This is a genomic window from Pseudomonas sp. G1002 (assembly GCF_013385455.1).
GTDB lineage: Bacteria > Pseudomonadota > Gammaproteobacteria > Pseudomonadales > Pseudomonadaceae > Aquipseudomonas.
In genome coordinates this window covers 62,998-74,048 of record NZ_JACAPY010000018.1, presented here as the reverse complement: position 1 = coordinate 74,048, position 11,051 = coordinate 62,998, and the positions used below count along the sequence as shown (strand labels likewise).

The following is an 11,051-nucleotide window of genomic DNA, read 5'->3' as shown; positions in this document are numbered from 1 at the left end:
ATGCTCCATTCGCTTAATGTCTGTCTAAGGAAAAGGGCCTCCGACATGCGCATTCTCATCACCGGCGGCGCCGGATTCATCGGCTCCGCTCTGATCCGGCACCTGATTCAACACACCGGGCACGAAGTGCTCAACCTGGACAAATTGACCTACGCCGGCAATCTTGAGTCGCTGGCCAGCATCGCGAGCAACAGCCGCTACGAGTTCGTCCAGGCCGATATCATCGACCAGGCCACCATCAGCGCCGTCCTGGCGCGCTTTGAGCCCCACGCGATCATGCACCTGGCGGCCGAGTCTCATGTGGACCGTTCAATCGACGGCCCGTCGGATTTTATCCAGACCAATATCGTCGGTACCTACAGCCTGCTGGAGGCCGCACGCGGTTATTGGCAGAAGCTGGAAGAACCGGCCAAAAGTGCCTTCCGCTTCCACCACATCTCCACCGATGAAGTGTATGGCGACCTGCACGGCGTCGATGACCTGTTCACCGAAACCACGCCCTACGCCCCAAGCTCGCCGTATTCGGCCAGCAAGGCCGCATCCGATCACCTGGTACGCGCCTGGCAGCGCACTTACGGCCTGCCGGTGCTGTTGACCAATTGCTCGAACAACTACGGGCCGTTCCACTTTCCCGAGAAGCTGATTCCGCTGGTGATCCTCAACGCCCTCGCAGGTAAACCATTGCCGGTGTACGGCGACGGCCTGCAAGTGCGCGACTGGCTGTTCGTCGAAGACCACGCCCGCGCGCTGTTCAAAGTGGTGACTGAAGGTGTGGTAGGCGAGACCTACAACATCGGCGGCCATAACGAGCAGAAGAATATCGACGTGGTGCGCAGCATCTGCGGCCTGCTGGAAGAACTGGCACCACAACGCCCGGCGGGCGTGGAGAAATTCACTGACCTGATCACCTTCGTCAAGGATCGCCCGGGCCACGACCAGCGCTATGCGATCGACGCCAGCAAGATCGAACGCGAGCTGGGCTGGGTTCCGCAGGAAACCTTTGAAACCGGCCTGCGCAAAACCGTGCAGTGGTACCTCGATAACCTGGAATGGTGCCGCAGGGTCCAGGACGGTAGTTATCAAGGCGAACGACTGGGCAACACCGACTTTAAGGATCTGATCGCATGATGAAGGGAATCGTACTGGCCGGTGGCTCCGGCACGCGTTTGCACCCCATTACCCTGGGCGTTTCCAAGCAACTGTTGCCGGTGTATGACAAGCCGATGATCTACTACCCGATCTCGGTGCTGATGCTGGCCGGGATCAAGGAAATCCTGGTGATCTCCACCCCGGTAGACCTGCCGCAATACCGCAACCTGTTGGGCGATGGCAGCCAGTTTGGCGTGCGGTTCACTTATGCGGAGCAGCCGTCCCCGGACGGCCTGGCCCAGGCGTTTTTGATTGGCGAAGAGTTTATCGGCGATGACCCGGTATGCCTGATCCTGGGCGACAACATCTTCCACGGCCAGCACTTCGGCGAACAACTGCGCACTGCTGCCGAACGCCCATCTGGCGCCACGGTATTCGGTTACTGGGTCAAGGACCCGGAGCGTTTCGGCGTGATCGACTTCGACAGCCAGGGCCGCGCGCTGTCCATCGAGGAAAAACCAGCCAAGCCAAAGTCGAGCTACGCGGTGACCGGCCTGTATTTCTACGACAACGACGTGATCAGGATCGCCAAGGCAGTCAAGCCATCGCCACGGGGCGAGCTGGAGATCACCGACGTCAACAACGCCTACCTCAAGCGTGGCGACCTGCACGTGGAGCGCTTCGGCCGTGGTTTCGCCTGGCTCGACACCGGCACCCACGACAGCCTGCTGGAGGCCTCGACGTATGTGCAGACCATCGAGCACCGCCAGGGTTTGAAAGTGGCGTGCCTGGAAGAAATCGCCTACGAGAACGGCTGGATCGACCGTGACCACTTGCTGGAGCGGGCCAAGTACTTCGGCAAGACCGGCTACGGCCAATACCTGTATTCACTGGCCGGGGAGCAAAAATGAAGGTCACCGACACGGCGTTGCCGGGCGTATTGATCATCGAACCGAAAGTGTTCGGTGACGAGCGCGGCTTTTTCTACGAAAGCTTCAACGCCCGCGCCTTCGAAGAGGCCACCGGGCTCAAGCGTGATTTCGTGCAGGACAACCACTCGCGCTCGCAAAAAGGCGTGCTGCGCGGCCTGCATTACCAGCTCGAACATACCCAGGGCAAACTGGTGCGCGTCATCGCCGGCGAAGTGCTGGATGTGGCCGTCGACATCCGCCGCAGCTCGCCCAACTTCGGGCAATGGGTGGGCGTGCGGCTTAGCGCCGATAACCATCGCCAGTTGTGGGTACCGGAAGGTTTCGCCCACGGCTTTGTGGTGCTGAGCGACTACGCCGAGTTCCTCTACAAGACCACCGATTACTACCAGCCGAGCGCCGAGCGTTGCATCCTCTGGAACGACCCGACGCTGGCCATCGACTGGGAACTGACGGAGACGCCGCAACTGTCCGCCAAGGACCAGGCCGGGAAAAGCCTGCAAGAGGCCGACCTGTTCCCATGAAAATCCTTATCAGCGGCCAACATGGCCAAGTCTCCCGGGAGTTGCAACAGCGCCTCCGGGGCCTGGGCGAGTTGATCGTGCTGGGCCGCGATCAACTGGACCTGGCGCATCCCGAGCAGATCCGCGACCAAGTACGCGCCCATCGCCCGGGCCTGATCATCAACGCAGCCGCCCATACGGCCGTCGATCAAGCCGAGAGCGAGCCGGACGTGGCCTTCGCCATCAACGCCACCGCGCCCGGGATTTTTGCCGAGGAAGCCAAGGCACTGGGCATTCCGCTGATTCACTATTCCACCGACTACGTGTTCGACGGCAGCAAGGCCGCGCCCTACAACGAGGACGACGCAACCAACCCGCTGGGCGTCTATGGCGCAAGCAAGCTGGCGGGCGAACAGGCGATCGCGGCCGTCGGCGGTGAACACCTGATCCTGCGCACCAGCTGGGTCTACTCGACCCACGGCAAGAACTTCCTGCTGACCATGCAACGCCTGCTGCAGGAAAAACCGCAGATGCGCATCGTCGCCGACCAGATCGGCGCGCCGACCTGGGCCGGGACCATCGCCAACAGCACCCGTGCACTGATCGAGCGCTGGCAGGCGGGCCAGGCCGGGGATTGGGGTGTCTACCACCTGACGGCCCAGGGCGAGACCTCGTGGTTCGGCTTTGCACAGGCCATCGGCGAGCAACTACGGGCCAACGGTCGTGCCTGCGCCGAGCTGGAAGCGATTCCCTCCAGCGCCTATCCAACGCCGGCCAGGCGCCCGCTGAACTCGCGCCTCGATTGCAGCCGCCTGCAACAGCAATGGCATGTCTCGCAACCGCAGTGGCATGACGCATTGCGCGAGTGTCTTGCCGAGCAGCACTAGGCATAATGCGCCTGTACCCACAGGCGCACGACTCCCATGACTCCACCCCTTCCGCGAAGACCCCGCTGGCGCAGCCTGGCATTGCTGGCGCTATGCCTGGCACCGCTGTTGTGGCCGCTGGAGCACCTGGCAGAGCGTTATTACCGCAACGAACTGGCCGGTCAGAACCGCCAGACGCTGGACCTGTACGTCGCCAACCTGCTGGGCACCCTGCATCGCTACGAAGTGTTGCCGCAAATCCTCGGTGACCTGCCGGCCCTGCGCACCGCCATCGACGCGCCTCACGTCAGCACCAACCTGGTCAACGCCAACCACCTGCTCAAGGACGTCGCCGCCCAGGCCGGGGTGGAAGTGATGTACCTGATGGACACCACCGGCAAGACCCTCGCCGCGTCCAACTGGGACAAGCAGGACAGCTTCGTCGGGCGTAATTTTTCCTTTCGCCCCTACTTCAGCGAAGCTATGGCCGGGCGCCTCGGGCGCTTCTTCGGCCTGGGCACCACCTCGGCCAAGCGCGGTTACTTCTTCGCCGCCGCCGTACGCGATGGCGACAAGATCATCGGTGTGCTGGTGGTAAAGGTCGACCTGGACCACACCGAAAGCCTGTGGGGCAACACCCCCGAACAACTGCTGGTCACCGACCACAACGGCGTGGTGATCCTGACCTCGCGCCCGCAATGGCGCTTTCGCGCCACCCGGCCGCTGACGGATGAAGAACGCCGCGCCATCATCGCCATCCAGCCCTATCCGACCCGCGACCCGCAGCCGCTGAGCCTCAGCCCGACGGCGTGGGTGCGCCAATCCACCGACATCGCCGAAACCGGCTGGAAAGTCGAGATTCTCGCGCCGCGCACCTTGATCAGCCGCCCGGTGCGCACCGTGGTCGCGGTGGGTGGCGCCGCCTTGCTGGTGCTGATGCTGTTGCTCGGCCTGATGATGCAGCGCCGTCGTCACTACCTGGAACGCATCGCCTTCGAAGCCAAGGCCCGTCGCGAACTGGAGATGCGCGTGATCGAGCGGACCAGCGACCTGGAAGGCCTCAACCGGCGCCTGAAACAGGAAGTGCTGGAACGTGAACATGCCCAGCAGGAACTGGTGCGCGCCCAGGACGACCTGGTGCAGGCCGGCAAGTTGTCGGCGCTGGGCACCATGTCGGCGAGTATCAGCCATGAACTCAACCAGCCGTTGGCGGCGATTCGCAGCTACGCGGAAAACGCCGGGATTTTGCTCGACCATGAGCGCACCGACGACGCCCGTGGCAACCTCAAGCTGATCAGCGAGTTGACCGGGCGCATGGCCTCGATCATCGCTCACTTGCGCGCCTTCGCCCGGCGCGACCGGCATGCGCCGGAAAGCGTGGCCCTGCAACCGGCCCTGGACGATGCCCTGGCGCTGCTGGCCAAGCGGCGGCGGGCAATGGAAGTGGAACTGATCCGCGACCTGCCCGAGGCCACCTTGTGGGTGGCGGCCGGCGAAACCCGCCTGCGCCAGGTGCTGGGCAACCTGTTGGCCAACGCTCTGGACGCCCTGACCGAAAAAGGCCCGCCGCGCAAACTCTGGCTGAGTGCCCAAACCACCGAACAGGGCGTCAACCTGTACATTCGCGACAACGGCCCGGGTTTCTGCATGGAAGCCCTGGGCCGCGCCAGCGAGCCGTTCTACACCACCAAGACCCGCACCCAGGGCCTGGGGTTGGGCCTGGCGATCTGCGACACCCTGATGCGCGCCTTTGGCGGTGAACTGTTGTTCGCCAACCACAAGGAAGGCGGCGCACTGTTAACCTTGAAACTGCGCGCCGGAGCACCGGGTGTCAGTCTGCAACCGTCCGAGGACCGCAGTGTATGAGTATCGATAACCAGATTCAGGTGGTGTTGATCGACGATGATCCACACCTGCGTCAGGCCCTCTGCCAGACCCTGGACCTGGCCGGGCTGAAAGTCCTGACCCTCGGCGAAGCCCAGGGCCTGACCGCGCGCCTGTCCCGGGATTGGCCGGGGGTTGTGGTGAGCGACATCCGCATGCCCGGCATGGACGGCCTGGAACTGTTGAAGGAACTCCACGCCCAGGACCCGGAGCTGCCGGTACTGCTGATCACCGGCCACGGCGACGTGCCACTGGCGGTGCAGGCGATGCGCACCGGCGCCTACGACTTCCTGGAAAAACCCTTCGCCAGTGACGCCCTGCTCGACAGCGTGCGCCGCGCCCTGGCCCTGCGCCGCCTGGTGCTGGACAACCGCAGCCTGCGCCTGGCCCTGAGCGACCGTCAGCAATTGAGTACACGCCTGGTGGGCCACTCCCCGCAAATGCTGCGCCTGCGCGAGCAGATTGGCGCGCTGGCGGCGACCAAGGCTGATGTGCTGATCCTCGGTGAAACCGGTGCCGGCAAGGAAGTGGTAGCGCGTGCGCTGCACGATCTGTCGAACCGCCGCAGCGGCCCGTTTGTGGCGATCAACGCCGGCGCCCTGGCCGAGTCGGTGGTGGAAAGCGAGTTGTTCGGGCATGAGCCAGGGGCCTTTACCGGCGCCCAGAAGCGGCGCATCGGCAAATTCGAATTCGCCAACGGCGGCACGCTGTTTCTCGACGAAATCGAAAGCATGAGCCTGGATGTGCAGGTCAAGCTGCTGCGGCTGTTGCAGGAGCGTGTGGTGGAGCGTCTGGGGGGCAACCAACTGATCCCGCTGGATATCCGCATCATCGCCGCCACCAAGGAAGACCTGCGCCAGTCCGCCGACCAGGGGCGCTTCCGGGCGGACTTGTATTACCGCCTCAACGTTGCGCCGCTGCGCATTCCACCGCTGCGCGAACGGGGTGAGGATGCGCTGATGCTGTTCCAGCACTTTGCCGACGAAGCCAGCACGCGCCACGGGCTACCGATGAAAGAGCTGCAACCGGGCCAGCGCGCGCTGTTGTTGCGTCACAGCTGGCCGGGCAATGTGCGCGAGCTGCAAAACGCCGCCGAGCGTTTCGCCCTGGGCCTTGAACTGGCGCTGGACAGCACCCCGGACAGCCCTTCGCCGGGCATCCTCACCAGCACGCCCGGCGGCTTGAGCGAACAGGTCGAACAGTTTGAAAAAAGCCTGATCGCCGCCGAACTGGCGCGCACCCACAATTCCATGCGCAGCCTCGCCGAGGCATTGGGCGTGCCGCGTAAAACCCTGCACGACAAACTGCGCAAGCACGGGCTGAACTTCGCTGACAGCGGCAACAGTCACGCTGACGACGAATGACCCTTTTCCCCCTGCCACGAGGCCACCATGAGTCGCGATAGCCGTTACCTGGAATCGATCCTTCACCACGACATTCCCCTGACCCGGGAAATGGGCCTCAAGGTTATCGACTGGCAGGACCGGCAGCTGCAACTGCGCTTGCCGCTCGACGCCAACATCAACCACAAGAGCACCATGTTTGGCGGCAGCCTGTATTGCGGCGCCGTGCTGGCAGGTTGGGGCTGGCTGCATTTGCAGTTGCGTGAGGAAGGGATTGAAGACGGGCATATCGTGATTCAGGAAGGGCAGATCAGTTATCCGCTGCCGGTGACTACCGATGCGACGGCGATTTGCCAGGCGCCTGATGACAAGGTGTGGAAGCGGTTTTTGGCGACCTATAAACGGTATGGCCGGGCGCGCTTGGCGCTGGAGACATGGATAGTCAACGAGGGCAGTGAAGAGCGGGCCGTGGCCTTTACCGGGCAGTACGTCCTGCACACATAACAAATGTGGGAGCGGGCTTGCTCGCGAAAGCGGTGGATCAGCCAATACATCTGGTGACTGACACACTGCCTTCGCGAGCAAGCCCGCTCCCACATTTTTGATCGGCGCTGTGTTTAAGAACGGGCCAGAGTCAGCAACCGCTCACGCCATTCAGCCTTGGCCGGCAGTGCCAAAAAGAACGGATTCAACAGCGATTCCCGCGCCGGGTAACTGAACGGCTGCCCATTCAATTCCAGCACTTCACCGCCCGCTCCTTCCAGCACACCCTGTGCCGCAGCGGTGTCCCACTGCGAGGTGGGCGCCAGGCGCGGGTAGCAATCGGCGCTGCCCTCAGCCAACAGGCAAAACTTCAAAGAACTGCCGATATTGGCCAGCTTCAACTCGCCCAATCCGGCACTCAAGCCAGCGAGCAAGCGATCCTGTTCAGGGCTCGTATGGCGACGACTGGCAACCACGGTAAATGCTTCACCGCTCGCCGGGGTCTGGCGCACCTGGATTTGCTTGGGCGCAGCACCTACATCGGAACGCCAGGCACCCAGCCCGGCCCCCCCGAAGTAGCACCGACCGCTGGTAGGCATCGACACCACACCGAACACCACGCGACCTTTTTCGATCAGCGCGATGTTGACGGTGAACTCCTCGCTGCCGGAGATGAATTCCTTGGTGCCATCCAGCGGGTCCACCAGCCACCAGCGCTGCCAACCGGCGCGCACGCTCTGGTCAATGTCGGCGTCTTCCTCCGAGAGCACCGGAATGCTCGGGTCCAGGGCAGTCAGACCGGCGAGGATCAAGTGATGGGCAGCCAAGTCGGCGGCAGTGACCGGTGAATCATCGGTCTTGGTGGTGACGGCAACATCGGCGCGCCAATACGGCAGGATGACCTCGCCAGCCTGGCGGGCCAATTCGATCGCGGGGGCAATAAACGGGTGACCCAGGAACAGTTCGCTCATGGCTGGAACGCTCCACGTTGAGTCAACAGGTCGCGTACCAGGTACAGCGCGGCCAACGCGCGGCCCTCGCTGAACTGCTCGTTCTGCGCCAACTGCGAGAGCTCCCGCAGGTTGACCCGGTCGACGCGCATCGGCTCGGGCTCGTCGCCTTCCAGGCGCTCTTCATACAGTTCGGTGGCCAGCACCACCTGGATTTTCTGGCTCATGTAGCCGGGGGACAGCGACAGCTCGGTGATGTGCTCCAACTGGCGGGCGCCGAAACCGGCTTCTTCCTTGAGCTCACGGTCGGCTGCCGCCAACACGTCTTCGCCCGGTTCGATCAGGCCCTTGGGCAGTGACAGTTCATACTCGTCGGTGCCGCCGCAATATTCTTCGATCAGCAACGCATGGTCCGAGTCGATCATCGCCACGATCATCACCGCGCCATATCCGGCACCCCTGCCCACCAGGCGCTCGTAGGTCCGCTCCACGCCATTGGAAAAGCGCAATTGCACTTCCTCCACGCGGAACAAACGGCTACTGGCGACTATTTCGCGGGCGAGGACGGTGGGTTTCTGGCGCATGAGCGGCTCCTTGGCGTGATCGGGTTACTATACCGTGGCTTTTCCGATTGTCTGTGTCGGATATCTTTTCTTACATGAGTGTTCTTTATGCCTCCATTGCCCTGGCACGCCATCGACACCGTCCTGCTGGACATGGACGGCACCTTGCTCGACCTGCACTTCGACAACCATTTCTGGATGGAGCACCTGCCCCAGCGCTATGCCGAGTTGCATGGTGTGAGCCGGGCCATGGCCGAGATGGAGCTGCAGCCGCTGTTCGAGCGTAACGCCGGACAGTTGCAATGGTATTGCCTGGATTTCTGGAGCGCCGAACTCAAGATCCCGGTACGCGAGCTCAAGCTGGAAACCGCGCACCTGATTGCCTTGCGCCCGGATGCCGACACCTTCCTGGCGGCGATCAAACAGGCGGGCAAGCGGGTGATCCTGATCACCAACGCCCATCGGGATTCGCTGTCGTTGAAGCTGGAACGCATCGAGTTGGCGCCTTATTTCGAGCGACTGATCAGCTCCCATGACTATGGTTTTGCCAAGGAAAACCCGCAGTTCTGGGACGCCCTGCACGCCGATATCGCCTTCGACCCGGCCCGCAGCCTGTTTATCGACGATACCTTGCCGATCCTGCGTAGCGCCCGGGATTTTGGCGTGGGGCACTTGCTGGCGGTGAAGGAACCGGACAGCCGGAAGGGGCCCAAGGACACGGCGGAGTTTGCAGCGGTTGGGGATTACCGGGACTTGATCGTAGGTTTGTAACAACACTGAAGGTCCAATGTGGGAGCGGGCTTGCTCGCGAATACGGTGTGTCAGCCACTGAATATATTGACTGACACACCGCATTCGCGAGCAAGCCCGCTCCCACATTGGGTCCGCGGATTACTCAGGAATACGCAGCGTCTGCCCTGGGTAGATTTTGTCCGGATGGGACAGCAGCGGCTTGTTGGCTTCGAAGATTTTGTTGTACTGGTTGGCGTTGCCATACACCGCCAGCGAAATAGCGCTCAGGGTGTCGCCCTTTTTCACCACGACAAAGCGGGCCGCCGCGACAACTGGACCGGAAACAGTGATCTGGTCATCAACACTCGCAACGCCGGCGATGTTGCCCAGCGCCAGCAATATCTTCTCTTTCTCTTCCTGGCTGGCGACTTCACCTGTCACGGTCACCTTGTCACCGTCGACGGTGGTTTGCACATTGGGGTTACCCAATCCAACCTTGGCCACGTGCTCTTTTAACTGCTCGCTCGCGTTGGCATTACCCGGTGTCAACAGGTCAATCAACTTCTCGCCTGCTTCCTTAACAAAGCTTAAAAGACTCATGGTGCGCTCTCCTTGGGATTTAATTTCCAGATGCCAAAGACTAGACCAGTCCTACAGAATTGGGTTCCAGCCTGACCAAAGACCCAAACACGCTAGAATCCCACCGCATTGGAATAAGCCCGGAGCGAAGATGGACATCAAACAGCTGAAATTCCTCATCGCCCTCGACGAAACCCGTCACTTCGGCCAGGCGGCGGCGCGCTGCCATATCACCCAGCCGACCCTGTCGATGCGCCTGCGCAGCCTGGAGGAAGAGCTGCAGTTGCCGCTGGTCAATCGCGGGCAGCGCTTCGAAGGCTTTACCGCCCCCGGCGAACGCGTGCTTGCCTGGGCACGCACGGTGCTGGCGGCCTATGACGGCTTGCAGGCCGAGGCCGCTGCGTGTCGCGGCAACCTGGTAGGCACGTTGCGCCTGGGGGTGGTGCCGTTGTCGAGCTTCGATCCGCTGGCGTTGATGCAGAAGCTGCACAAGGAACACCCCAGCCTGCGCTTTGAGTTGTCCGCGTTAAGCTCCGAGCAAATCCTTGAACAACTTGCCAGCAACCGCCTGGACCTCGGTGTGTCGTACCTCGAGCGCCTGGACGCCGAACGTTTCGACTCCCTGGCCCTGGGCGAAACCCGCATGGGCCTGCTGTACGACCAACGGTTCTTCAGCTTCGGCGACAAGCCCCTGAGTTGGGAGGCGCTGATCGAACTGCCCCTGGGCATGCTCACCAGCGGCATGCACTTTCGCCAGTCCATCGACCACAATTTTCACAGCCGTGGCCTCAACCCGCAGCCACTGTTACAGACCGATGCCGTCCATCAATTGTTACAAGCGGTGCACGGCGGCCTGTGTTGCGCGGTGATGCCACTGGACGGCGGCCTCGACGCCCTCACCGAGCACCTGCGCCTGCAACCCATTGAAGACGCTCACACTTTGGCTCGCCTGGGGTTGATCATGCGCCGCAGTGCACCCCGTTCGGCCTTGGCGGAAGCGTGTTTTGCGCTGTACCAGAAATCGCTGATCGAGACTTGATCGACGGCATCTATCGGTAGATCAGTACTGACGATTAGACGCGACCCTTTGTCGCGCCTAGTCTTACAGCTGAATACTCCCGGTGGTAATG

At 62.3% G+C, this 11,051-nt stretch carries 12 protein-coding genes; 9 read left to right on the top strand and 3 right to left on the bottom strand.

The genetic code is table 11. The features are described from left to right. Window positions 1-45 precede the first annotated feature (45 nt). The 7 genes from rfbB to HX801_RS08755 are packed head-to-tail and all read left to right on the top strand — an operon-like array spanning window position 46 to window position 7,118. Entirely contained in the window at window positions 46-1,128 is a 1,083-nt protein-coding gene (rfbB, locus tag HX801_RS08785; RefSeq protein WP_177021901.1) for a dTDP-glucose 4,6-dehydratase, read from the top strand. Next, window positions 1,125-2,000, top strand: coding sequence for a glucose-1-phosphate thymidylyltransferase RfbA (rfbA, locus tag HX801_RS08780; RefSeq protein WP_087692716.1), 876 nt, complete (start codon window positions 1,125-1,127; stop codon window positions 1,998-2,000). Before rfbB ends, rfbA begins: the two co-directional genes overlap by 4 nt. After that, window positions 1,997-2,542 (top strand): dTDP-4-dehydrorhamnose 3,5-epimerase, encoded by a 546-nt coding sequence (gene rfbC, locus HX801_RS08775; RefSeq protein WP_177021900.1) that lies wholly within the window; start codon window positions 1,997-1,999, stop codon window positions 2,540-2,542. Before rfbA ends, rfbC begins: the two co-directional genes overlap by 4 nt. Continuing rightward, window positions 2,539-3,408: a dTDP-4-dehydrorhamnose reductase gene (gene rfbD, locus HX801_RS08770; RefSeq protein WP_087692718.1), complete on the top strand. Its 870-nt coding sequence runs from the start codon at window positions 2,539-2,541 to the stop codon at window positions 3,406-3,408. Before rfbC ends, rfbD begins: the two co-directional genes overlap by 4 nt. A gap of 36 nt (window positions 3,409-3,444) precedes the next feature. Then, complete coding sequence (locus HX801_RS08765) at window positions 3,445-5,253, top strand: ATP-binding protein (RefSeq protein ID WP_023659335.1); 1,809 nt, start codon at window positions 3,445-3,447, stop codon at window positions 5,251-5,253. Then, window positions 5,250-6,635 carry a sigma-54 dependent transcriptional regulator gene (locus tag HX801_RS08760; RefSeq protein ID WP_003213224.1) on the top strand — a complete coding sequence of 462 codons (1,386 nt, stop codon included), beginning with the start codon at window positions 5,250-5,252 and terminating at the stop codon, window positions 6,633-6,635. Before HX801_RS08765 ends, HX801_RS08760 begins: the two co-directional genes overlap by 4 nt. Before the next feature lie 27 nt (window positions 6,636-6,662). Continuing rightward, window positions 6,663-7,118: a YiiD C-terminal domain-containing protein gene (locus HX801_RS08755; RefSeq protein WP_087692720.1), complete on the top strand. Its 456-nt coding sequence runs from the start codon at window positions 6,663-6,665 to the stop codon at window positions 7,116-7,118. A 113-nt stretch (window positions 7,119-7,231) separates the two neighbouring features. Here HX801_RS08755 and cysQ read toward each other — a convergent pair whose 3' ends face one another. After that, the gene (cysQ, locus tag HX801_RS08750; protein ID WP_003213220.1) at window positions 7,232-8,068 is read right to left on the bottom strand and encodes a 3'(2'),5'-bisphosphate nucleotidase CysQ; all 837 of its coding nucleotides are present in this window, start codon (window positions 8,066-8,068) and stop codon (window positions 7,232-7,234) included. Then, window positions 8,065-8,631 carry an ADP compounds hydrolase NudE gene (gene nudE, locus HX801_RS08745; RefSeq protein WP_003213218.1) on the bottom strand — a complete coding sequence of 189 codons (567 nt, stop codon included), beginning with the start codon at window positions 8,629-8,631 and terminating at the stop codon, window positions 8,065-8,067. The genes cysQ and nudE overlap by 4 nt, the downstream gene beginning before the upstream one ends. Before the next feature lie 87 nt (window positions 8,632-8,718). Between nudE and yrfG the strand changes: the two genes are divergently transcribed. Then, window positions 8,719-9,381, top strand: coding sequence for a GMP/IMP nucleotidase (gene yrfG / locus HX801_RS08740; RefSeq protein WP_003213217.1), 663 nt, complete (start codon window positions 8,719-8,721; stop codon window positions 9,379-9,381). A 120-nt stretch (window positions 9,382-9,501) separates the two neighbouring features. On the opposite strand, the gene lysM is transcribed toward yrfG, so the two are convergent. Continuing rightward, window positions 9,502-9,942: a peptidoglycan-binding protein LysM gene (gene lysM, locus HX801_RS08735; protein ID WP_177021899.1), complete on the bottom strand. Its 441-nt coding sequence runs from the start codon at window positions 9,940-9,942 to the stop codon at window positions 9,502-9,504. A gap of 130 nt (window positions 9,943-10,072) precedes the next feature. Between lysM and HX801_RS08730 the strand changes: the two genes are divergently transcribed. Then, window positions 10,073-10,960, top strand: coding sequence for a LysR family transcriptional regulator (locus tag HX801_RS08730; protein ID WP_003213213.1), 888 nt, complete (start codon window positions 10,073-10,075; stop codon window positions 10,958-10,960). Window positions 10,961-11,051: the final 91 nt, after the last annotated feature.